Source organism: Flavobacterium sp. 2755 (assembly GCF_031455715.1).
Lineage (GTDB): Bacteria > Bacteroidota > Bacteroidia > Flavobacteriales > Flavobacteriaceae > Flavobacterium.
The window spans coordinates 248608-274249 of record NZ_JAVDTG010000004.1; the positions used below are offsets into that span (position 1 = coordinate 248608).

The 25642-nt window shown below is 33.8% G+C and carries 18 protein-coding genes; 11 read left to right on the plus strand and 7 right to left on the minus strand.

From position 1 onward, the window contains the following. Positions 1–41: 41 nt before the first annotated feature. The 3 genes from J2Y38_RS11345 (at position 42) to J2Y38_RS11355 (ending at position 6779) form a co-directional block, all read left to right on the plus strand. Positions 42–1310 carry a HAMP domain-containing sensor histidine kinase gene (locus J2Y38_RS11345; RefSeq protein WP_309842447.1) on the plus strand — a complete coding sequence of 423 codons (1269 nt, stop codon included), beginning with the start codon at positions 42–44 and terminating at the stop codon, positions 1308–1310. Positions 1311–1813: 503 nt separating this feature from the next. Continuing rightward, positions 1814–5029 (plus strand): TonB-dependent receptor domain-containing protein, encoded by a 3216-nt coding sequence (locus J2Y38_RS11350; protein WP_309842451.1) that lies wholly within the window; start codon positions 1814–1816, stop codon positions 5027–5029. 139 nt (positions 5030–5168) lie between these two features. Continuing rightward, complete coding sequence (locus tag J2Y38_RS11355) at positions 5169–6779, plus strand: class I SAM-dependent methyltransferase (RefSeq protein WP_309842454.1); 1611 nt, start codon at positions 5169–5171, stop codon at positions 6777–6779. 109 nt (positions 6780–6888) lie between these two features. Here J2Y38_RS11355 and J2Y38_RS11360 read toward each other — a convergent pair whose 3' ends face one another. Next, a complete protein-coding gene (locus tag J2Y38_RS11360; RefSeq protein WP_309842456.1) occupies positions 6889–8274 on the minus strand; it encodes a leucine-rich repeat protein in 1386 nt (461 codons plus the stop codon). Positions 8275–8426: 152 nt separating this feature from the next. Here J2Y38_RS11360 and J2Y38_RS11365 point away from each other — a divergent pair, with 152 nt between their 5' ends. The 6 genes from J2Y38_RS11365 to J2Y38_RS11390 all read left to right on the plus strand — a co-directional run bounded on the left by J2Y38_RS11365 (position 8427) and on the right by J2Y38_RS11390 (position 16572). Then, positions 8427–9188 carry a phosphatase PAP2 family protein gene (locus J2Y38_RS11365; RefSeq protein ID WP_309842458.1) on the plus strand — a complete coding sequence of 254 codons (762 nt, stop codon included), beginning with the start codon at positions 8427–8429 and terminating at the stop codon, positions 9186–9188. A gap of 55 nt (positions 9189–9243) precedes the next feature. Then, positions 9244–9921: a response regulator transcription factor gene (locus tag J2Y38_RS11370; RefSeq protein ID WP_057119489.1), complete on the plus strand. Its 678-nt coding sequence runs from the start codon at positions 9244–9246 to the stop codon at positions 9919–9921. Further along, positions 9914–11179, plus strand: a complete 1266-nt coding sequence (locus J2Y38_RS11375; protein ID WP_309842463.1) for a HAMP domain-containing sensor histidine kinase — start codon at positions 9914–9916, stop codon at positions 11177–11179. Before J2Y38_RS11370 ends, J2Y38_RS11375 begins: the two co-directional genes overlap by 8 nt. Before the next feature lie 63 nt (positions 11180–11242). Further along, positions 11243–13654: a TonB-dependent receptor domain-containing protein gene (locus J2Y38_RS11380; protein ID WP_309842466.1), complete on the plus strand. Its 2412-nt coding sequence runs from the start codon at positions 11243–11245 to the stop codon at positions 13652–13654. 75 nt (positions 13655–13729) lie between these two features. Further along, positions 13730–15688 (plus strand): sulfatase-like hydrolase/transferase, encoded by a 1959-nt coding sequence (locus J2Y38_RS11385; RefSeq protein WP_309842468.1) that lies wholly within the window; start codon positions 13730–13732, stop codon positions 15686–15688. After that, positions 15688–16572, plus strand: a complete 885-nt coding sequence (locus J2Y38_RS11390; protein ID WP_309842470.1) for a diacylglycerol kinase family lipid kinase — start codon at positions 15688–15690, stop codon at positions 16570–16572. Before J2Y38_RS11385 ends, J2Y38_RS11390 begins: the two co-directional genes overlap by 1 nt. A 69-nt stretch (positions 16573–16641) precedes the next feature. Here the strand turns inward: J2Y38_RS11390 and J2Y38_RS11395 are convergent, their stop codons facing one another. Together J2Y38_RS11395 and J2Y38_RS11400 are read right to left on the minus strand one after the other, a co-directional pair. Further along, a complete protein-coding gene (locus J2Y38_RS11395; protein ID WP_309842473.1) occupies positions 16642–17400 on the minus strand; it encodes a phosphatase PAP2 family protein in 759 nt (252 codons plus the stop codon). A gap of 249 nt (positions 17401–17649) precedes the next feature. After that, a complete protein-coding gene (locus J2Y38_RS11400; protein ID WP_309842475.1) occupies positions 17650–20589 on the minus strand; it encodes an Ig-like domain-containing protein in 2940 nt (979 codons plus the stop codon). A gap of 399 nt (positions 20590–20988) precedes the next feature. On the opposite strand from J2Y38_RS11400, the gene J2Y38_RS11405 reads away from it, so the two are divergent. Continuing rightward, entirely contained in the window at positions 20989–21546 is a 558-nt protein-coding gene (locus J2Y38_RS11405) for a GNAT family protein (protein ID WP_309842478.1), read from the plus strand. A gap of 71 nt (positions 21547–21617) precedes the next feature. Next, complete coding sequence (locus J2Y38_RS11410) at positions 21618–22838, plus strand: DUF763 domain-containing protein (RefSeq protein WP_309842480.1); 1221 nt, start codon at positions 21618–21620, stop codon at positions 22836–22838. An 83-nt stretch (positions 22839–22921) separates the two neighbouring features. Here the strand turns inward: J2Y38_RS11410 and J2Y38_RS11415 are convergent, their stop codons facing one another. The 4 genes from J2Y38_RS11415 to J2Y38_RS11430 all read right to left on the minus strand — a co-directional run bounded on the left by J2Y38_RS11415 (position 22922) and on the right by J2Y38_RS11430 (position 25339). Then, the gene (locus J2Y38_RS11415; protein WP_053470390.1) at positions 22922–23374 is read right to left on the minus strand and encodes a hypothetical protein; all 453 of its coding nucleotides are present in this window, start codon (positions 23372–23374) and stop codon (positions 22922–22924) included. Positions 23375–23481: 107 nt separating this feature from the next. Then, positions 23482–24192 carry a hypothetical protein gene (locus J2Y38_RS11420; RefSeq protein ID WP_309842484.1) on the minus strand — a complete coding sequence of 237 codons (711 nt, stop codon included), beginning with the start codon at positions 24190–24192 and terminating at the stop codon, positions 23482–23484. A 226-nt stretch (positions 24193–24418) separates the two neighbouring features. Continuing rightward, positions 24419–24613: a hypothetical protein gene (locus J2Y38_RS11425; protein ID WP_309842487.1), complete on the minus strand. Its 195-nt coding sequence runs from the start codon at positions 24611–24613 to the stop codon at positions 24419–24421. 72 nt (positions 24614–24685) lie between these two features. Then, positions 24686–25339: a GNAT family N-acetyltransferase gene (locus J2Y38_RS11430; RefSeq protein ID WP_309842488.1), complete on the minus strand. Its 654-nt coding sequence runs from the start codon at positions 25337–25339 to the stop codon at positions 24686–24688. Positions 25340–25642: the final 303 nt, after the last annotated feature.

Here is a 25642-nt window from a genome sequence, read left to right on the forward strand (position 1 = left end):
GACTTCTTATGGCTGGCTCATTTCTTTTGTTTAAAAGCCACATGAAAGATCTTTACATTGATAATCTTGAAGATCATGCCATGACATCGGCTTTATTTTATTTTGAAAAAGACGAAATCAATGCAATTAACAGCGAACGCTATCGCCAAATTGAAATTCAATACAACAGGATTAACAATGAATCGATACGGGTTTATAATGCTAAAACCAAAAAGCTTTTTATACAAGATAATATTGATATTAATTTAAGTGATCAATATTTAAATACAATCAAAAAAAATAAGATCGAACATTTTACCATAAACAACAGACAGTTTGTTGGTTTATTTTATAAAGACAATCAGGGAGATTTTATCATTGTAGTTTCTGGAATCGATCGCGCCGGAAATCACCAATTAGAAATTCTGGGTTTAATGTTTATTCTATTTTATTTGATTGGAATTCCGTTAAATTATCTTTTAGGAACATTTTTAGCCAAGCAGACTTTCCGCCCGTTTTCAGATGTTATTGCCAAAGTAAATACGATAACAACCGAAAATCTTCATTCGAGATTAGAAGTTCCGCAGACTAAAAGTAAAGATGAGATTAAGGAATTGGTTACTACTTTTAATTATCTTTTGGAAAGATTAGAAAGTGGTATCATGATTCAGAATAATTTTCTAAAAAATGCTTCCCACGAATTAAAAACACCGCTTACTATTATTATTGGAGATATTGATGTTTCGCTGCAACAACCAAGAACAAACGAACAATACGAAGAAATCTTAAAATCACTGCGAAAAGATACATTACATCTTAAAGCTACTCTCGAAGGACTTTTGGTATTATCAGGATTAGAACTTTCTGAACCGCAGCAAATGGAAACGGTTAGAATTGATGAAATTCTGTGGAATGTTCTCGAAAAGAAAGCCATTGAATATCCGGAATCTAAAATTGCGGTAAATCTGGACGAAATTGCAGATCAAGAAGATTTGCTTTCGGTTTACGCCAATAAACATATGCTTTTTATTGCGCTATACAATATTTTAGATAATGCGGTTAAATTTTCGTTTCCGGCACAAGTGGATGTTTTTGCGCTTTCAAAAAATAATAAATTGGTAATCAAAATTACAGATCGAGGTCCTGGAATTTCAGATGCTGATAAAGATTCTATTTTTGATCTCTTTTTTAGAAGTGACAATACACGTCATATTCAAGGACAAGGATTAGGGCTTTTTATTACCATGCAAATTCTCAAACTTCATAATATTGAATTGATAGTAGATTCTGAGCTTGAAAAAGGCACTTCGTTTTCTTTGGTATTTCCTTAAGTAATAACGGTACTATAAACAAACTGCTTATTTTAATTGCCTCCAGCTTTAGCTGGAGGTCAAGAATTAAATTGAAAAAGGCTTTAGCCAAACTTTTACTTCTTTGGCTAAAGCCCTTGTCTAAGACTTTATTTTTACATCCAACTAAAGTTGGACGCAATTGAATCATATAATAATTTGAAATTTATTATAGCCATGATAGATATAAAATTTCATCTTTTATCTTAAAAAACTAATCTCTTAATTATGCCGATTTTCCTAATCCGTAACAATGGCTTAACACTCTAATCTTTTTCTAATCTACTTTAAATCTTCTTCTAATCCGCTATTTTAAAGCATTTTACACAAACAATTGATTTTAAAGGCTTAAATCATTTTTAAGAAAATAACATCTTCATAATTGTCCCTTAACAATGAATTGTTTTATGATTTTAAGTTAACAAAAGCGTTAAATCTGATCGAAACAAACCGAGTTACTTTGTCAAATAAAAACTAAAAACAACATGACAAAACTCAAACTCTTTTTTTCGGCATTTATGCTTCTTGTTATGGGAAACATTTTTGCTCAAATTACAACCTCTTCATTATCTGCCAAAGTTAATGATGGTACAAGCCCGGTTACAAACGCAGAAGTTACCTTAACGCATTTACCAACAAATGCTGTTTACAGAGCTGTAACAGATAAACAAGGTCGGTTTAGTTTCGAAAATCTAAATGCAGGCGGGCCTTATGAACTCGAAATTAAAAGTGCAGACACTAAAGATTATTCAAACGCACAAATACATCTAGCACTTGGCGACAATGATTTACCTACAATTGTAGTTGGAAAAGCAGATAATACGGTATTAGAAGAAGTAGTAATTACAAGTTCTAAACCTTCTTCTAAAAACAACGGAACTAATATTAACGAGAAACAAGTAAATGGACTTCCGTTAATCAACAGAGGAATTCAGGATGTTACAAAACTAGTTCCGCAGAGTTCTAACAACTCTTTTGCAGGAACCAATTTTCGATACAACAACGTAACAATTGATGGTTCTATAAATAATGATGCCATTGGTTTCAGTCCATCTTTAGGAGGACAATCCGGAACTTCAGGAATGCCGGGAAGCAGCACGCGATCTAATTCTATCAGTTTAGATGCGATACAGGATATTCAGGTTTATATTGCTCCCTACGATATTAAATTAGGAAACTTTTTAGGAGGAAGCGTAAATGCTGTAACTCGCAGCGGTACAAATACAGTAAGCGGATCTATTTACAGCTACGGAAGAAGTGCTGCTATAACAGGTCCAAATAATGCCGGCGACGGTTCAAAAATGCCAAGTTCTTTTGGTGATTATCAAGTAGGTTTCAGATTGGGATTACCAATTGTAAAAGACAAATTATTCTTTTTTACCAATATGGAATATGCGGAACGAACTGATCCTTTATTTTACAATGCAGGAGAAACTAATTCTGCCGGAAAATTAACTTCATTAGTGGATAATGCTACAGCAGAACAAATTTCGAATTTCGTAAAAACCAACTACGGATTTGATCCGGGAAGCTACGGTTCGTATAATAACTTTTCAAAAAGCCAGAAATTCTTCAATAAATTAGATTGGAAAATTAATGACAAACATTCTCTTTCGTTAAGAAACAACACTGTTATTTCTCAAGCTTCAAATTTGGAACGCGATGCTGCAAATTTCAGGTTTTCAAGTATGGATTTTACGCAGAAAAACCAATCTATTAGTACTGTTTTAGAATTAAAAAGTCATTTTAACAGCCAGTGGTCTAACTCATTTATTGCCAGTTATTCAGCCATTAAAGACTATCGTGATCCAAAATCGAGCAATGTTATGTTTCCCCAAACAGAAATTGGTTATAATGGAGGAACAATTTTCTTAGGAAATGATCGTGAAGCAACTGTTTTTAATATGAAACAGAATACAGCCGAAATTACAGACAACCTTACCTACAAAACAGGAAATCATACTTTATTGTTTGGTACACACAACGAATTCTACGACATTAATTATGGTTTTGTAAATGCTCTTAACGGAAGAGTTGCGTATAAATCTCTTGCTGATTTCTACAACAAACTTCCTACTCGTGTTCGTGGAACGTATCCTTTTGACGGTTCTACAAGAGATGAAATTTTTAATAATCCGTATGCACAATTCAAAGTAAACCTTTACAGCGTTTATGCACAGGACGAAATCAGAATTGGAAGCAAATTGAAAGTTACTCCAGGTGTGAGAGTTGATTATACTGATTTGCCTACGAAACCAAACTTAAGCCCGCAAGTTCAAAATTCTCCAGCAGATCCAAACTATGGTACAACGTATTCTTATACGCCTTTAAACCAAATCAAAAACAACTTTTTCAGTACAGCTTTAGTTTCTCCAAGAATAGGATTTACGTATAATGTAGACGAAGATAAAACGTTAGTTTTAAGAGGTGGATCTGGAGTATTTACAGGTAGAATTCCATTTGCATGGTTAGGATATGCCTACTACAATGATGGTGTAGGTTACGGAAGTTATGATAAAAACAACTTAACTCCGGCGCAGGTTGCAGCGGCAGGCGATCCTTTGGCAAACAACGGATTAAACGGATATCATGATGCAACTCCAAAAGTTCAGGCAGATTTAGTAGATAATAAATTTAAAATGCCGGCTGTTTTAAGAAACTCATTGGCTATTGATAAAATCATCGACGGATATAAATTTACGACAGAAGGTATTTATACAAAAGTAATTCGTGATTTGGAGTTTCAACAAGTAAATAAGACAGATAACCCAACTTATTTCTCTTACGATACAAACCATCAAATGCCAATTTACGCGGCTAACATTAATGCAGCGTTTTCAAATGCTTATTTATTATCAAATACAAATAAAGGATACAGATACAGCATAACAGAAATGATTTCAAAAACATACGATTTTGGTTTCAACTTTATGGTAGCTTATACTTACGGAGATTCAAAAGATGTTACAAACGGAATTCGTAACTCTATGGAAAGTAACTTCCAAATGAACCAATCATTGACACCAAATGATCCTCAATTGGCAACTTCTAACTTTAATATCAAACACAGAATTGTTTCTAATGTAGGATATGCAGTAAAATTGGCTGAAAACAATACTTTCTCTGCAAACGTGTATTTCAATGCACAATCAGGAAATCCATTTTCTTGGGGATTTGTAAACTCAACAATTGCAGGAACAGGACAAGCGGCAGGTTTAGCTTATATCTTTAAAGATGCTGCAGAAGCAGCTAAATATATCGGAGTAAATGCAGCAGGAGTTCCATCTGCAACAGCAGCACAGCAAGTAGCGGATTACGAATCTTTCATCAACGGAAATTCTTATTTGAAAAGCAGAAGAGGAAACTTCACAGAAAGAAACGGCGATACTACGCCTTGGAACATTCAGGCTGATTTAAAATTAATGGATGAAATTAATGTGGCACACGTTGGTACATTCCAGGTTTCTTTCAGCATGGCTAATATCGGAAACCTTATCAATAAAGATTGGGGAAGAAGTTATTTTGTTCCAAATACATACAATTCAACAGCAAATTTAGGTTTAACAAAATCAGGAAACTTAGGCGGAGTTGCTACTGGCGACCCTACTTACACTTTCCAAAAACCTACAACTGCACCTTATACTATAGATCAATTAGCTTCAAGATTCCAAGGGCAACTTGGCGTAAGGTATTCGTTCTAAAGATTGTGTTTTATTTTTTTTACTATCCCCCAGTTTCGAGGAATTTGAAACTGGGGGATTTTTATTTTCTTTCCTAATATAACGATGCGTAAACAGTTAAAAAAAATCACTATTTTTAATACACATTTACTCTCGTACTATGATCGATAAAGCACAACTTCGAAGCTCAATTTTCAGACATCTCGACGGATTAGCGACTGCTCCGGTGGCAATAGCATTAAAAAATCATGCAGTTTTAGAATTTATCTTAAACAAAAAACAAGTTCAATTATCAGAATTAGTAACTGTTTTTAAAGCAAATGAAGGTTATTTGAATGTTGGTCTGAGAATTTTGGCTTCTCAGGGATTTTTGGATTATGAAGTCGATAATAAAACGCAGGAAATTACAATCGCTGTAAATGAAAAAACCGAAACAGCCTTTTCGTTGTTTTATCTCTATGAAGATGTTGTCGATCTGCTTCAGTTTTCAATTCAGTTTCATCCACGTCTTTTTGAAGATGTTCCGTTTGAAAAACTCAATCTTATTTTTGAAAAATATAAAAAGAATTACGGAATCGAATCTTCTGATAATCCGTTGAAAAATACTATTCAGGAACAAATTTTAAAACATGTTGAAGGCTATTTAATTGGACCAACAATTGTGCGTTTGGCGATGAACGGAATGTTTCATAAATACTTTATGGAGACTTCTTTCAGGCCCGAAGAGTTTCATAAATCTCCTGAAAATTTCAAAAAAATATTAGACTTTTTTGTACATCTTGGATGGTTTCTGGAAAAAAACGGCAATTATCAATTTACCGAAACAGGTTTGTTTTTTGCAAAAAGAGCCAGCGCTTACGGCGTTACGGTTTCTTACCTTCCGACATTTGCCAAAATTGAAGAATTAATTTTTGGCGATCCAGCCGTTTTAAGAATGATTGCCGATGGAGAAAACGAAATTCATGTGGATCGTGAAATGAATGTTTGGGGAAGCGGCGGCGCTCACGATACCTATTTTAAAGTTGTTGATGAAATTATCATTAAACTTTTTAACCTGCCAATTGAACAGCAGCCAAAAGGAATTCTCGATATGGGCTGTGGAAATGGTGCTTTCTTAGAGCATATTTTTGAAGTAATCGACAGACAAACTTTAAGAGGTGAAATGCTCGACGAATATCCCCTATTTCTCGTTGGTGCCGATTATAATCAGGCTGCGCTGAAAGTGACAAGAGCTAATCTTATAAAAGCAGATATTTGGGCAAAAGTAATTTGGGGAGATATTGGACGTCCGGATGTTCTTTCGGATGATTTGAGAGAGAATTACAATATCGATTTGAAAGATTTACTAAACGTAAGAACTTTTTTAGATCACAACCGAATTTGGAAAGATCCACAGCACATTGACGAAAATAGAGTTAGTAAATCTACCGGAGCATTTGCTTACAGAGGAAAAAGAATCAGCAACAATTTAGTCGAAGATAATCTCCTGGAACATTTACAAAAGTGGTCACCTTATGTACGCAAATTTGGTTTGCTTTTGATAGAATTACATACCATAAATCCAAAACTTGCAGCCCAAAATTTAGGAAAAACGCCCGCAACAGCTTACGACGCCACTCATGGTTTTTCGGATCAATATATTATTGAAATTGATGTTTTTAATGATGTCGCTTCAGAAGCCGGATTATTTCCCGATAAAGCTATTTTTAAAAGATTTCCGGAAGCTGATATTGCTACGGTTAGTATTAATTTACTAAAAGGAGGTTTTTAATTGTTAATTATAAATTGTTAGTTGTTAGTTCTTAATTCACAATTTATAATTAACAATTAATAATTCATGTATGATTTCACAATCAGGCTTAATTTACACCAAGAAAAAATTATTGAGCCACTAAAATATCTTTATAAATAGACCACTCTACACTTGCTTTATAAACTTCTAAAGAAGCATTTGGCACTTTTATTTCTTTAAGATTTTTACAATTAAGAAAAGGCCTGTCAGTATTTGGCGGAGTAGTTGAATTGATTGTTACACTTGTTAAATTCGTATTATAGCTAAAAGCAAAGAAAGAGATTTGAACAACATTTTTTGGGATTGTAAGGGTTTTTAAAGCGGTACAGTAAGCAAATGCATTTTGCTGAATTGTTGTAAGACTTTCAGGAATCGTAATTTCTGTTAGTTTTGCAGCATATGCAAAAGCTGCTATTTCTATCATTGTAACGCCTTCGGGTATTGCATAGGCATCGGATGATTTAGCACTAGGAAAATTTCGCAATGCCGTAACTTCTTTATTAAATAATACCCCATCAATTACACTAAAATAAGAATTGGATTTTAAAGTAAAATCAACAAGAGGACAATTTAAAAAAACGACATCTCCTAAAGAATTCAAATTGTTAGGTATTGCAAAACTTGTTAAGTTAATACAATCCATAAAAGCACCGTTACCAATCTCTTCAACTGTATCTGGAACATTTATATTGGTTAAACCCGGACAGCTTTTAAATGCATATTGCTTGATACTGGTAACGCTGTTTGGTATTGAAACAGCTGTTAAGTTATCGCAAAACACAAAAGCGTATTCCCCAATAGTTGTAACTCCATTAGAAATTGTTATACTACTAATTTCTGTTTGACTTTCAAATGCGTGACCACCAATTTTTGTAACCGGATATCCTTCTATCTTGGATGGTATGGTCAAATCATATTTTGACGAAATTGTCAAGTCTTTCCAAAGCTGAGACAATCCTGTAATTACCACTTCCGGCTTTGCTCCCTGCACTATTTCATAGGTAAATAAAAGATCATCTGTAAGAGGTTTTACATTTACTGCCGTTGTCACTTCATTATTAGTGATTATTAAATCCTTCTCCTCTCCAGAAATTACTGTTTTTGTATTGTATTCGCCTGATGCATTGATTTTTACATGGATTGACAATGTTGCAGTTGAACCGTTACTAAACTTGCCTAGAGACCAAATACCAGTTTCTTCATTATAAGTTCCGTCAGACAATTGTGCGCTGATAAATGTATATCCAGAAGGAATTTTGCTTAATACTTCAACATTTGTGGCGTCTAATGGGCCTGCATTTGAAGCTATTAAATTAAATGTCAAATCGGTATTTGCAATTGGGTTATTTAAATTGGCCGTAACCGCAACTGATAAATCTGCTGCATTTTTAGTATCAATTTCTTCATCTTTAGAACATGATAATAATAGCGAAGTCAGTATCAAAAATATAAATGCTTTTAAATAGAATCTCATAATGTTTCTTTTAGTTCTTAAATATTGCAGCATTAAAGCCGGGGCAAAGTTAATTTTTGACTAAATCAAAAAAATCACTATAAATGAGTATATTTCAGTTAAATTCCCTTTATAATAAAAACCCTAATTTTATAATTCTAAATAAATCATTTATGAGGAAAATTATTCTTTTAGTTCTATTACCGTTTTTGACTTGTTCTGTCTTTGGGCAAAATACTGCGCCAAAGGATTCTATAATAACTGATACCATAAAAAACATTCGTTTCAATTACAAACAGCTTATTATTCCCGGAATTTTAATTGGATATGGTTTTTGGGGAAATGAAAGCGGACAGATCAAAAGCTTCAATAATCAAATACGCGATGAATTTACAGAGGATATTGATCGTAAGGTTTCGATAGATGATTTTTCCAGATATGTTCCTGCTGTTTCTGTTTACGCACTCAACGCATTTGGGGTTGAAGGAAAAAATAATATGCGCGACCGTTCTGTAATTTTAATCACTTCAACAATAATAAATGTGGGAACTGTTTTTGCTTTAAAATCACTCAGTAATGTAGAACGTCCGGATGGAACCTCAAACAATTCATTTCCTTCAGGTCATACCGCCATCGCTTTTGCAGGAGCAGAATTTTTATATCAGGAATATAAAGACAAATCAATATGGTACGGCGTTGCCGGTTATGCCATTGCCACAGGAACCGGAATATTTCGTATGTACAATAACAGACATTGGCTTACAGATGTTGCCGCTGGTGCCGGAATTGGGATTTTGAGTACCAAAATTGCGTATTGGATTAATCCCTATATTACAAGAAAATTATGGCATGGAGAACGAAAAAAATCAATGTCATTTATAACTCCATCTTATGATGGCAGAAATTTGACAATCTGCTATTTCAAAACATTTTAAGCTTACGCGATATTAATATTCAGATTTTCTTCAAAATTCATTTGTAAATTGCGGCATGAAAATTCTTATTATTGAAGATGAGCAAGAAATTGCACAAAGCATCAAAGAGTACTTTAAAACGAATGGCGTTCAATGCGAAACAGCCGAAAATTACGATTTGGCACTCAGCAAAATCGACAGCTACGATTATGACTGTATTTTGCTGGATTTAATGCTGCCCGATGGTGACGGATTTGATATATTAAAAGAACTAAAAGCGAAGAATAAAACAGAAGGTGTTATTATCATTTCGGCAAAAGAAAACCTTGAAACACGTTTGGAAGGATTTAATCTCGGTGCAGATGATTATCTTACCAAGCCTTTTCATCTTGCTGAACTTTTGGTTCGAATGCAGGCGCTTATTCGCCGCAAGAATTTTAAGGGAAGCAACAGCATTACATTCAATGAAATTGTCATCGAAATTTTCTCAAAGACAGTTTTTGTAAATGATATAAAACTGGATATTACCAAAAAAGAACTGGATTTACTCCTCTTTTTAATTGGCAACGAAAATAAAGTATTATCTAAATCGTCGATTGCAGAACATCTTTCTGGCGATATGGCAGATATGCTTGACAATCATGATTTTATATATGCTCATATTAAAAATCTAAAAAAGAAACTCACACAGGCCGGAAGTGGCGATTATATCAAAACAGTGTACGGTTTAGGTTATAAATGGGAAAATGAATAACAAAAAACTACTTCGTAAAACAACAAACAGCTTTCTTTTATATGCCGTTATCATACTATTGATAGCAGCGCCGGTATTTTATTATATCTGTCAATGGCTGTATGTTTATGAAACCGATGAAGTACTGCTTTTTCATAAAGGGGCTTTTGTAAACGAAAGCCACAATAATTACACTGCTAATGATATTGCCGCCTGGAACAAATACAATCCTAATATATCTATTGTTAAAGATATGGGTGTAACAAAAGATTCTATTGTGGGTAAAATGATTTTTGAAGCTTTAGCCAATGAAAAAGAACCGTTTAGAATATTGTATGCTCCGGTTGATATCAACGGAAAAAGATATACTTATATAGAAAAGCGAAATCTGGTTGAAATGGAAGGAATGGTTTTTAGCGTAGCCGTTATGTTTCTGTTTATCATCATTATTTTACTTACCGGAATAATCTGGATTTCAAAAAGATCAGCAAAAATAATCTGGAAACCTTTTTACAATACATTAAGCCAGATAGAAGATTTTGAAATTGATAAAAATAATCCGCCTCATTTTATTCCAACCGATATTGACGAATTTGCGCGATTAAATAAAAGTCTCGAAAGTTTAATTGAAAAAAATACGGCCATTTATAAAAGCCAGCGCGAATTTGTAGAAAATGCAGCGCACGAACTTCAAACGCCTTTAGCATTATTTCAAACCAAAATTGACATTCTCCAGCAATTAGAATTAAACGAAGAACAATCGACTTTAGTGGGTTCTTTAAATAAAGATGTATCAAGACTCAACAGACTGAATAAGAATCTTTTATTACTTTCTAAAATTGATAATGAAAGTTATCTCGAAAAAAATACCATTAGCTTAAATGAGTATTTTGAGAAACATCTGGACTTTTTTACAGAACAGGCGAAAGCTAAAAACCTGACCATTCAAACTGATTTTAAAGATACTTTAAGTGTTCAGGGAAATGCGGCATTGGCAGAAGTGTTATTAAATAATTTATTCCTAAATGCCATTCGTCATAATAAAAAGAATGGCAGAATAGAAATTCAAATAGAAAAAAATACGGTTCGATTTACCAACACAGGTCAGGAAACAGCCTTAGCAGCAGAAAATATTTTCAATCGTTTTTCAAAAGTAAATCCTTCTTCACAAGGAAATGGACTCGGATTGGCGATCATTAAAAAAATATGCGAAATCAATCACTGGGAAATTCATTATTTTTTTAATGATAATCTGCATATTTTCGAGGTGAAATTTTAAAAATTCAAACTTCCTACAGAATCGGTTATGAGCTTTGTACTATTCTTTTTTTAAATAGTACAAATGAAATCAAAAACAATACTGCTGTTATCTTTTCTATTGATAATAGTACTGCAGTTATCCGCCCAAAAAAAATCGGTAACCATTTCCGGAATTGTAAAAGACAGTAATTCTAAAAGGGCAATATCTTACGCTAATGTGGTTTTAAAATCTTCCAAAGATTCTAAAATTTTCTTTGGCACCGTAAGCGGCGAAGACGGACGTTTTACCATTGCAGCGGTAAATTCCGGAAACTACATTTTAGAAGTAAGCGTTGTTGGTTTTAAAACCAAATCGCAAACTTTATTTGTGGGCAGTCTTTCAGATTATTTAGATCTCGGAAACATCGAAATTCAGGAAGATATCAATACTCTATCAGAAGTCGTTGTTAGTTCAAAAACACAGCAAAATCCGGTAACATTAGATAAAAAAGTTTTTGCTGTTGCTGATAATATTACGCAAAGCGGAGGTTCTGTTTTACAATCGATGCAGAATTTACCCGGAGTTACCGTTCAAAACGGAAAAGTACAATTGAGAGGAAATGATAAAGTCACCATTTTAATCGACGGTAAACAAACCGCTTTAACAGGATTTGGAAATCAGTCCGGACTGGATAACATTCCGGCTTCTGCTATCGAAAAAATTGAAATTATTAACAATCCATCTTCTAAATATGATGCCAACGGAAATGCCGGAATCATCAATATTATCTACAAAAAAAACAAACAAGACGGCTTAAACGGAAAAATAGGAATTAGTTCTGGATACGGAGCTTTATGGGAGCGTCAGGCGAATTTGCCAACGATAAGACCGCAATATAAAGTGACGCCAAAAATTAATCCGAGTCTTTCGCTAAACTACAGAAAAGATAAAATAAACGCCTATTTGCAAGCAGATTATCTCTACACAGAAACGCTCAACAAAAATGAATTTGTTACCAGAACTTATGATGACGGCAGCATAATTAATCAGCAGACAAAGCGAAATCGGGATACGCATTTTACTACGCTTAAAACCGGAATTGACTGGAATTATAACGACCGAAATACTTTTTCTTTTTCTGGTCTTTATGGCCGTGAAAAAATTATCGATCACGGAGACGAACCCTTTTTTAATCAGGATAATACGGAGCGTTTGCGTTTGTGGCAGTTTTTAGAAGACGAGCTTAAAACAACCGTTATGGTAAGCGGTTCTTATCAGCATAAATTCAAACAGGCTGGGCGTAAATTAAATGCCGGAATTAATTATACGTATCATCAGGAAGATGAAAAATATTTCTTTGATAATATTTTGCCGGCATCCAGAGGACAAGATGCTTTTAAACTGCTTTCAGATGAAAAAGTAATCGATCTTAATTTAGATTATGTACAGCCATTAAAATACGGTCGTTTTGAAACCGGAATTAAATTTAGAAACAGAGAAATTCCTACCAATATGCAGTTTTTTCCGGGAGAAAATTCTCCAATAGATGCAAATGCCGGAGGCTGGGCGACTTATAAAGAAATCATTCCGGCTGTTTATGGCAGTTACATTTATGAAAGTGAAAGAATTGAAGCAGAATTGGGACTTCGTTATGAATATGTTGATCTTAAGTACGATGTAAATCCTAATCATCCTACTTATAAAAGCAACGGATACAATTATACAGAACCTTTCCCAAGTGTTAAACTGGCTTATAAAATCGATGATAAAAACAAATTTACCGCTTTTTATAACCGCCGCGTTGACCGACCAAATGAAGTCGATATTCGAATTTTCCCAAAATACGATGATGCCGAAATTATTAAAGTAGGGAATCCTGCCCTGCGTCCTCAATATACAAGTGCGTTTGAAGTGGGTTATAAAACCGATTTTAATAAAGGGTATTTTTTAACCTCTTTGTATTACCGCGTTATCAATGGAACTATTACCCGAATCGCGACTACAGTTTCCGGCAGTTCACTGATTTATAATGTATTTCAAAATGCTCTGGAAAGTTCTTCTTTTGGTGCCGAAATTGTGTACGCAAAAGAAATCAATTCGTGGTATTCTTTCAACATCAATGGAAACATATATAAAAATACAATCGACGCCTTTACGGTCACCAATTTATATCCAATTCCATCAACTTATACTAGTAATCTTCAGGAAATAACTTCAGGAAATGTAAAATGGAACAATACTTTTTTATTCAATAAAACACTTTCCGGGCAGGTTTCTATGGTATATCTCGCACCAGACATAATTCCGCAGGGAAAAATGGATTCACGCTTTTCTACAGATTTGGGTATCAAAAAGATAGTGCAGAAAGGAAAAGGCGAAATATTTTTAAATGCCACAGATATTTTCAATACGCTGGTAATCAAAAAAGAAATTCAAGGCGAAGGGTTCCGCTATACGAGCAAGGATTATTATGAAACACAAGTCGTTCGTTTTGAGTACAGTTACAAGTTTTAACGGTATCCAAAATGAAATTCAAAATTAATTCAGAATTGCAATATAAAATTTGCAGACGAATGTTAAATAATAATTATGAATAAATTATCTTCAAAGTACGGCAGATATTCACTGTTGATGCATTTTATTTTTTGGTTTTTAATACTATCTCAATTTTTAAGAATTTCCTTTTTCCTTTGGCAGTATAGTGAAGTTTCGTGGAATATTATCGATCTTTTAAGAACCTTGCTAACAGGCCTTTTCTTTGATTTTGGTACTGTTGCTTTCATCTCTATTTGCAGTGTATTATATTATACTGTAATGCCAAATAAATGGGTTGGTTCTTTTTTAGATAAAATCTTAATTTACTTTTTTACATCCTTAACCGTTTTTATTCTTGTTTTTACCTTTTTTGCCGAATTGACATTTTGGGATGAATTTAAAACAAGATTCAATTTCATAGCCGTTGATTATCTTATTTATACGCATGAAGTTGTAGCTAACATTCAACAGTCGTATCCCCTGCCCGTTTTAATTGGCGGCGTGTTACTGCTTACTTTTGTATTTCTGTTTATTTTTTATAAAAGAGGTGCTTTTACAACTACGTTTACGTCTAAAGCGAGTTTAAAAACGAGGCTTTCGGTTTTATTTTCTACTATTTGTATTACTTTATTTTTTGGCTTTTTTATAACCAATAATCATGCAGAATGGTCTCAAAACAGATACAATTCAGAAATATCAAAATCCGGTATTTATTCTTTTTTTGCAGCTTTTAGAAACAACCAAATGAAATATGTTGATTTCTATACTTCCATTCCTAATGATAAAGCTTTTGGACTTATTAAAAAGAAATTAGCCGATCCTAATTCTATTTATACGAGAAAAGATTATTCTATTCACAGAAAAATTACAGACAGCATTCCGTCTCTTGAAAACAAAAATGTTGTCTTTGTTTTAGTAGAAAGTCTTAGCGGAAGCTTTTTAAAGGAATTTGGAAATAAAGAAAACATCACTCCTTTTCTGGACAGTCTTGCTCAAAAAAGCATATTCTTTGAAAATTTATATGCCACAGGAACCAGAACCGTTAGAGGAATGGAAGCCGTTACTTTGTGTATTCCTCCTACGCCGGGTCAAAGTATTGTAAAAAGACCTGATAATCAAAATTTGTATACCATTTGCAGTGTTTTTAAATCGAGAAAATACGATTGTAATTTTTTCTACGGCGGCGACGGATATTTTGATAATATGAATGCTTATTTTGGAGGAAACGGTTTTAATATTTACGATCGCGGACGCGGAAGTGTATTGAGCGATGAGATCAAAACGGTTCGTAATAATATCAACGACAATGAAGTAACTTTTGAAAATGCATGGGGAATTTGCGACGAAGACATTTTTAATAAAATGCTAAAAGTGGCCGATTCACAATATAAAACCGGAAAGCCGTTTTTCAATTTTGTAATGACAACATCTAATCACAGACCATTTACTTATCCTCCGGGAAAAATCGATATTCCTTCTGGAACAAGTCGTGAAGGTGCTGTAAAATATACGGATTTTGCACTGAAAGAATTATTCAGAAAAGCCCAGACAAAACCTTGGTTTAAAAATACCGTTTTTGTAATAATTGCAGATCATTGTGCGAGCAGTGCCGGAAAAGATGAAATTGATGTAGCAAACTATCATATCCCTGCTTTCATTGTTAATTTTCCCGAAAATCAAAATCAGAAAATAGCGCAGCAATGTTCTCAAATTGATTTATGGCCTACGCTTTTTTCGCTGTTTCATTGGGATTATGAATCTGATTTTTTTGGAAAAAATGTTTTGGATTCTCAATTTGAACAGCGCGCTTTAATGGGAACTTATCGAAAATTGGTTCTGATGAAAAAAGATAAAGTAATGATTTTATCTGATCAGAAAAAGCAGGCGTTTTATTCCTGGAATAAAGAAGATAATAGTTTGAAATCACTTCAGATAGATCAGTCTTTTTTAGAAGAAACCATTTCGTGGTACCAAACCGCCGATTTCCTTTTTACAAATAAACTTTTGCAATAATGATCTACATTCATTTTATAATCAACCCAATTTCCGGAAGCGGCAAACACAATTTGTCGGCTTCTTATATCTTAAGCCAGTTTCCTAAAGACAAATATAAAATTGAGGTTGATTATACAAACCAAAAAAAGCACGCAATTGAACTTACAAAAGCTGCCATTGCACAAAATCCGGATTACATAATTGCATGCGGCGGTGACGGAACTATAAATGAAGTAGCTTCTTCACTTATAGGAACTTCCATAAAATTAGGAATTGTTCCTGTAGGTTCAGGAAACGGACTGGCGTCTAATTTGAATATTCCAAGAGATTTTGATAAAGCAATTGCTATCATTAAAAAAGGTCATGCAACAGCAATGGACGTAGGACGAGTAAATGACAAATACTTTTTTAGTAATATGGGCATTGGCATTGATGCACTTATTATCAAAAAATACGAACGAGCAGGAAAAAGAACACTTCCGGCTTATATCAAAGCAGCAATGTCTTCGAGTTTAGAATTTAAGACTCAAAAAACGATTGTGCATTTTGACAATCAAACTCTAGAAATAAATCCGCTTATGTTGTTTATATCCAATTCTAACGAAATGGGTTACAATATGAGTCTTACTCCAAAAGCAAGTCTTCAGGACGGATTATTAGACATGATTGTAATTCCGAAATTGTCTTTTTTAGAAAAAATTATTCTGGGTTTTAACGTTCTTCGAAATTCAATCGAAAAATTCAAAAAAGCACAGCACTTTTTAGTAAAAGAAGTTCAAATTGAAATGCCGTCAAAAATCTTTATCGATTCTCAAATTGACGGAGAACAGCATAATTTAAAAACAAATAAATTAAACATAAAAATACTGCCCGGAGCGCTCAACGTTTTAATAGATTTATAAAATAGAATTTCCATAGAAAGATTTTTTTTAATTCTCTCTATGGAATATTTTTTTGTTTTAAAGTCAGATTTAAAATTGTCTCACAAAGCTGCAGCCCAATTCTTTTCCGTTATAAAAAGGCATAATCATCGATGTAGTTTTGTTTTCTTTTGAAGATTTAAAAACTTTATTCTGCAAATACGGATACATCCAATACGCGGCTTTCGTACTTAAAATTCCAATTCCTGCACCTGCAACAACATCTGTAAGCCAGTGTCTGTCATTGTACATTCTAAAAAGTCCCGTTCCTGTCGCGACCGCATATCCTGCAATACCATACCAAATCGATTGGTCTTTATATTCCTGATACATAAATTCTGCTCCGGCAAAAGCGGTGGCAGTATGTCCTGAAGGAAAAGAATTGTTAGAAGATCCGTCAGGTCTTTCTACTTTAGTAATATTTTTTAAAGCAAAAACCGAAGCACTCATCATTAAATAAGAACTCGCTAAAATAATAGAACGGTCTTTCAGATTATTTTTTCCTTTTACACCCAAAGCATTTAAGCCGTATACAGAAACCGCAGGCGCCCATTGCGAGAAATCATCAATAGAAACTTTGTGATCAATATCTTCATTTACTTCTTCCTTAATTTGTGCATTATAAGTTTTAAGCTGGTCACTTTCTAAACCAATAAAACCATAACCAAGAAGAACGCTGGGAATGATTAATTGTTTGTAGTTAAATTTTAAATTGTGTACAGTGTCTTGTACTGCAATTGTATCACTTACTGTGTTTTGGGCACAAATAGAAGTCATACCAAAAATAAATAAGAGGAACGTTTTTCGCATTTTAAATGAAAATTAGAAATTAATAATTACGCTTGGTGATTAAAATAAACGTAGTTTTTCCTCATAGAAAACAATTAAATTATTAGGCAAAGTTGAACACCAATTTTGAAGAAATTCTGTATTTTGAAAGTAATAGAGAAAATATTTAGAAAAACAAAAAACGACCAGATATAAAACATATCTGATCGTTTTTAAAGAGGAATAATTTGAACTGTAAAAGTTTAAACCTTTACATAAAATTCTAATTTATTACTTAATAATCAACTTTTTAGAAACATTAAAAGCATTAGAATTTATTGTAACCACATAAATTCCAGAAGCTAAATGATGATTGATTTTTGCAGAAGAATTGATTTTGTTTACCAAAACTTTTCTTCCGTTAATATCTGTAACCGTTACAGTTGCCGAATCACCCGATTCTAATTCCGGTAAAACAACATTAAATTCATTGTTAACCGACGGGTTTGGATAAATATTAACTACAGCATTTTCAACTTTTACTTCTGCTTCAACATTAGCTTTTTTTAATGTCGAAGTAGATTGAAACTGCCATTGCGCACTTTCCCAATTGTTTTGACCTCCGTTATATTGAGCAGAACCGTTTAAGTTTTCAATGTGAATCATAGCTCCTGTCTGCCATCTGTTTTTGATTCTTACATAAGTTCCGTCTACATTTTCGCTTGACCATTGTGCACTCCACCAGCCAGTTGATCCTGCCGTACATTGCACCGCTCCAGTTAAGTTTTCAATATTCATTATATCTCCCGTACCCACATTTTTCAGGATATAAAAAGTGGCATCAACCGCAACTTTTTCCCATTTGTAATTGTTGTTCGCAACCGTTGCTCCGTATCCAACATTTGCTCCGGCATCATATAAATAATTACCAGTCCATCTGTTTTTAATTGTAAAATAATTTCCTGTTGCAGCATTAACCGTAATCGCTGCTGTACTTGTTTTATTTCCATCTACAGTGGTTACTGTAATAGTAGCGGTTCCTGCAGCAACTGCTGTTACTAAACCAGATGAATTAACTGTTGCAACGCCTGTATTATTAGAACTATACGTTACGTTTTTATTTGTTGCATTTGATGGTAAAACTGTTGGCGTTAATTGCTGTGTTCCGCCTACAGATAATGTTGCCGATGTTGGGCTCAAACTCACACTTGTAACCGCAACATTTGATGAATTCACAGTAATTACAGATGTAGCCGTTTTATTTCCATCCTGCGTTGTTACCGTAATCGTTGCCGTTCCCGAAGCAACTGCCGTAACTAAACCTGAACTATTAACCGTTGCTACGCCCGTATTATTAGAACTATACGTTACGTTTTTGTTTGTAGCATTTGCCGGAGCAACAGTTGGTGTTAATTGCTGTGTTGCACCAACGCCTAAAGTTGCCGTTGTTGGAGAAATGGTAACACCCGTAACCGGAACATTTACAGTAGAACAGTTGCTGCTTTGTGTCCATGAAAATGAACCAATGGCACTAATTTCTTCATTTGCTGCAGCATTTCCGCCTCTGTTAGAATAATTCATATTGCAATAAGTACCGTTTCCGCTAGGCGAACCTGCAATAAGTACGAAGTAACCTCTTCCCCAGTTTCTGTTCAATGCATTATTGTTTGGATATTCTTTACCAGTTCCGTTAACCGTTATGTCTTTAAATGAAAGATTGTAAATCCCATCTCCCGATCTTTTGCTGATAGAAATCGCATCATTTCTTGAATCATTAATATCGATATTATAAAGCTGTACATTTTTAACCTGAGATCCGGCATTTGTAGCACTAAAAATATCTACTGCAGCTACAGGATTATTGTATGTGTCATTAAAAGTTCCGCAAGTTGATACCGTAATATCGTGAATTTCGTGCATTCCGTCATTGTTGAATGGCGCTCCCGGAAAATTATTACTCACTCTGATACCCGCTTCTAAATTGTCTTTGATAATCAAATTGTATCCTTTGTTGTTTTTTCCGCCGTAAATAGCAAGGCCGCAAGCACGCCAGCAGTTTTCGGAAGTATTGTATCGAAACGTATTATTGATACATTCCAATCCGTCAGCAGACCAAATTGCCTGATCGTCATCACCATTGTTTCTGAAATTACAATGCTCTACAACAGAGTTTGCAGTTCCTTTACAAAGATTAATTCCATCCGCATAATTGTTTCTAAAACGGCAATGTGATAATGTAAATCCATCTGCAATTGCAGGTCCTCCGGTATTGTATTGTGCAATCCAGGCGCCGCATTCAAAATGCTCTGCCCAAATATTTTTTACGATTGAACCGCTTGTGAAAACTCCATTTATACCTTTATAAGAATTACTTCTCGAAGCCGAGTTTGTCGTTAAATAAAGATCGGTAAATGAAATATTACTGGCATTGGCACGCAATCCTCCGTTTAAACTGCTCGTATTGGTAAAATTAATTTGAGTATACCACATTCCGGCACCAATTAAGGAAGTGTTTGCCGAACCAAAATACAATTCTCGGTTTACGTTATAAACTCCAGTTGGAACAAAGATTTTTTTACCACCGTTTGCATCGATAAAAGTTTGAAGATCACTTCCATTTCCGCTATACGTTACCGCACCTGACGGAGCTGTTACCGCTGTTGGAATTGGTTCCATTTCTGCAAAATCCAAATGAATGTTACCAGATTCTCTCACAATTTTTAAAGTTCCCGAAACCGCGATTTTAGCAGGAAGTTTGTAACGAACTTCATCAAAACGCATTCTTGGGTTTTGATTCGTGATTCCGTTATTATTCGGATTTCCGTTGCTCCATAAATACTCCCAAGACCATGTTGAAGTCAAAGTAAGCGTTGTAAGCTTTGTGTTTCCGTTATACACGCCAACAGTTCCCGATTGTCCGTCAGGAACACTGTAACGAATTACAAGTCCGTCGGCAGCTTCTGTAAGTGTCCATTGAACTGTGGCATTTGTAGCAGAGAGATTCACACATTGCTGATCTGAAGCTTCTGATTGAAGATCAGACTGTACATATGATTTTGAAGTAGTTGTTGCGCCATTAGACAATTGACCTAAATTGGCTTCGTATCTTTTGTACGGCGCATCATAATAACCGCGCTGCGCATAAGAACTTGAAGTTAAGAGAACGAAAAAAATCCATAGTAAAATATGGCAGTCTCTTTTAAAAAAAATAGCATGTAATTTGTTTCTCATAAGTTTTGGTTTTTAAATAGTTAGTGCCTTAAAAAGGGCATAACGAAACTATACTTAAAAAAGAAATTAAAGAAAAGGTTGACAAAAAATCAAGACTTATATAACGATTTCGTTTACATAAAAACCTAACAATCAATTATATATAATTTTTAAGAAAATAAAAAATCAAGAATAAATATAGATGCAAACTTGATAATTTAAGCCTCTGAAAATGAGAATATAAAAAAATTCACCCTTGTTTATAATGATATTCGCTTTTTAGATAAAATAAATTTTTACTTACATAAAACTCATAAAGTGACTAAGCCAAAAAACTTGTTTTTTTCTTATTTGTAAATTCAATGAAATTGGTCTACTTTCATTGAACCAAAATTCATTTTTAAAATTTTAGATAACTAAATGATTGAAAAACCTTTACATATAGAAACTGCACAACTTATTATTCGACATTTAACATTATCTGACTTATCAGATTTCATTATTTATCGCTCCAATCCAGAAGTCACAAAATATCAGGGTTTTGATGTTATGACAATGGAACAGGCAGAATATTTTATTAAAGATAATTCCAGTAAGTATTTTGGTAAAGCCGGAGAATGGGTACAATATGGAATTGAAAATCGAACAACTGGAAAACTTATTGGTGACTGCGCCATTAAACTTGACGAATATGATCCAAGAATTGCCGAAATAGGAATCACGATTTCGCATCTGGAACAAAAAAAGGGTTATGCTAAAGAAGTTCTTTTGGGGATTTTATCATTTTTGTTTGATGAAATAAAAATACACCGCGTAGTCGAAATCGTTGATGCAGAAAATATTGCTTCGATTAATCTGCTAAAAAGCATTGGTTTTAGACAAGAAGGGCATTTCATTGAAAATATATTTTTTAAAGGAAAATGGGGAAGCGAATTTCAATATGCCATGCTCAAAAGAGAATGGGACGATAAAAAGTAGTTCTTTAATAGCTTGAATGGCAAATTATTAATAACGTCTTTTTTCGTATTTTTGTAAAAACTCAATATTCCATGAAACGTTCCGGTACAGCAGATCTTCCATTACATTATGGACAAGTTCCTTTATGGCTATCTGAACGTATGGCTAAACTTGGCTTTGCCATTGTAGAAACGATTGCCATGGAATTTTCTACTTCTGAAGTTATAAGTAAACTCAGCAATCCTTTTTGGTTTCAGAGTTTTGGTGCTGTTATGGGAATGGACTGGCACTCGTCAGGAATTACAACTTCTGTACTTGGCGCATTAAAAAAATCGGTAAACCCGCATTCAAAAGAACTCGGAATTTATATTTGCGGCGGCAAAGGAAAACATTCACTTTTAACACCACAGGAACTTTTATTTGTGGGTGAAAAAACAGGTCTTGATGGCAGCAATCTTGCCAACTGCAGTAAACTTACTGCTAAAGTAGACAACACGGCTATTCAGGACGGATTTCAATTGTACCAGCATAATTTTATTGTGGATAATAAAGGGCAATGGGCTGTTATTCAGCAGGGAATGAATCCCGATTCTAAAACGGCCAGAAGATACCATTGGCATTCGCAGGATTTAAAATCTTTTATAAATGAGCCTCATACTTTTATTTATGGCGAAAATCAAGGTACTATTTTAAATCTTACAGCTCAGGCGGCAGAAAAATCAAGAGAAGGTATTTTAGAATTATCGAAAGAATCTCCAACAAAAATCATGAAGGAAATGCAGTATCTTTCTATGCCTGCGCATCATGATGTTAGAATGGAAGATGTGAATATGAAAAGACTTGGGGCAATGTTGTGGACAACGCACGAAAACAGGCCTGAAGATTTTGAGGAATTATTGCTTTTAAAAGGTATGGGACCAAGAGCTTTGCAGTCATTAGCCTTGGTTAGCGAAATCATTTACGGTACTCCTACCCGATTTGAAGATCCTGCGCGTTTTTCATTTGCCCACGGCGGAAAAGACGGACATCCGTTTCCTGTTCCTGTAAAGATATACGATGAAACTATCGATACTTTGCAAAGAGCTATAAACCGCGCTAAAATTGGAAACAGCGATAAAATAGACGCGATTAAAAAACTATCTGAAATCTCCAGAAAAGCCGAAGAAAGTTTTACGCCCAATGATAATTTTGATGCTTTGATTCAAAAAGAACGTGATGAATCCTATAAATATGGCGGAAGAACTATTTTTGGCGATGCTAAACCGCCAAAAAACAAACCTTCGAATCCCAATAATCAATTGGAATTGTTTTAAAATCTCATTCAAAAACAGCATAAAAAAAACTCCAAAATCAAATGACTTTGGAGTTTTTAAGTTTTTTCAAACTTGTATGTTTATTACATTTCGTTCAAGTCGTTGAATTCGTGTAAAGATTTTAATGTGTTTTCGTAGAATAAAATTGCTGCGATAAGGTTTCCTTTATCAGAGTAAGGCATCATTTTTCTTTGAAATTCTACTGTAGTATCTAAGAAAGTAGAAGTACCAATTGCTTGGTTATCTAAGATTTTTTTGTGGTCTCCATCGTCTGGAATACCTAAATCTGCCATAGTAACTCCTGGTTTTGTAACCAAAGCGATGTAAGGAAGAGTTTTCACTAAAACTTTAATACGCTCGATGTACAATTCTAAAAGTTCACCTTTTTGCATACCGCTCAATTCTTTTTGATCGTGGTATTTACGAATTAAGGCTGTTGTACTGATGATACTTCTTGGGGCATTTTTTGCTTGTGCCATGATAGCGCCAGTCGTCAAGAAGAAAAGGGCACATAATAGTATAATTTTGCTCTTCATTTGTAGATGTAAATTAGTTGTTGGTTGTGACAAAAATATATAAATTAACTTAAATCACAACTTATTTCATTTCTTTTTTTTAGAAAACTTTAACAATGAGTGTTATATCATTCAATTTCGTCATCGTAACTGAGCGTATCTTTAGGAATTTCGGCAATTTGATGGCTGTTTCTTATATCGTCCGGCGACTTAATAATTCTAAATCTTCCCGGATATTTGATCCAAATACTCTTTTTGTTGCCGTAATAATCCATAAATTCTTCGCAAACAAACACGGCATGTGCGTTTGACCAAGCCACAACTCCGCAAAATTCATTTCCGGATTGTCGCTTTAATTTTTGAATTTGTTTGCCTTTTTCAAAACCCAGATATTTATAAATAGTTGGTGTATAAACTTCACCATCTTCTAAATCTTCTAATGCTTTATCAAAAGTGGCATCTTTATCAATTATCTGTTTGTATTTTGCCATTACTGCGTATGCTAGTATGGCATAGTCTGTTATGGCTTCAGCCTCACAATTATCTTTAATAAGAACAAACCCGGCAGAAAATCTGGCCTTATCGAGTTCAGCACTTTTTAGATTAAAGGAAGCATTATTTTTTAGCGTAATTTTTTGCTCGTTTTCGTTTATTTTTTGAGTTACAAAAAGATTGTCTACCCCGTAAATATTTAAAGCGGCTTTGATTAAAGCAATCGATGAGCAGTTGGTACGTTCTCCTTGTTTAAAGCTTTCCCATATTTGATCTGAGCTCAATTGAGAGTAACAATTTGAATAACCGAATATTAAAAATAAAAATATTGAGGTAACGGATTTCATTGTCTTTGGCTTTTATAATTGTTTCCAAAAAACTAATTTTTGGAAATTATAGATTTGCAAATCTATAAAAATCAAACCATAGTTTTTTTTACTTCGCAAAATTTATTAACAATTATAAACTCCTCTCTAGTTGAATACTTAGCAAAGTATTGTCATTATTGTTTTCAACAACTATAATTAATTCAAAATAAAAACGTCTCAAACAGGAATTTGAGACGTTTTAAAATTATTTTTTTTCTTCGTTATTCAACTTATCGTCAAAATCAGGTTCTTTACCTTTAAATTTATGAGTATCAACATCATATTTTCCGTCGTTTGTTAAAACTTCATCATGATCTTTATATTGATGCTTTCTCATGTCACTTCGATTATCAGAACCACTCTTTGGAGTGTTATTCGGATTTGGATTTTTTGTGTTCATAACTCTAAATTTTAAATTTTATTAAAATTACTTAAACTCAAAATCAAACACTTATATAATCATTTTTAAAAGTTACAGGATATTATGTTTCTTCGAATCATACAACATTGCCGTACACAAACAGTTTTTTCTTTCCTTATTTAGTAATATTGGGCAATTGACGCAGGATTTACAGTTTTCCCAAAAAACCTCATCAGTCGTTAATTCGGAATAAGTAACAGGTTCAAAACCAAGTTCGTGGTTCATTTTCATTACCGCCAAACCTGTGGTAAGGCTAAAAATACTGGCATTGGGATATTTTTGACGGCTTAATTCAAAGATTTTTCTTTTGATGTTTTTCGCAAGTCCGGTATGTCTGAATTCCGGAGCCACTATTAATCCGGAATTTGAAACAAACCGGCTATTATCCCACGAAGAAATAAAAGAAAAACCTGCCCATCTTCCATCTAATGCAAAAGCAATAACGGCTTCACCTTTTTCTATTTTTTCTTTAAGAAGTTCCGGCGACCGCCCGGAAATACCTGTTCCCCGCGCTAAAGCAGAGGATAATGTCATGTCACAAATTTCCTGTACCCAAAAAATATGATCAGAATTTGCAGTTTCAACCCAAAATTCAATTGGATCTTCAGGGTTTTGATCGTTGCAAAATAAGTTGGTTTTATCTAAAATGGGTTCAGACAGAATATCTTTGTCTGAAAAATCTACGGGCGGTTCTTGGGTTTTCATATTTGATTTATCGCATTTTAATTTAGTAATAAAGCGTAATTCTATAATTCAAACACCTCTTCCAAATTAGATACCAATTATAGTATTACAATCCAGAATCAAACATTATCATCTGTTTATAAACATCTTACATTAAAAACACAAAATAGTGATGTTTATAAAATACTTCTCAAAATGATACGTTTTTATCATTTTGATTGAATAGTATCCATAAACATCATAATTTAATTTTCTTCCTGATACAGATAGATTTACAAACAAGCAGGCAAATTTTATTTAATATTATTCTATTTTTGCATTTTA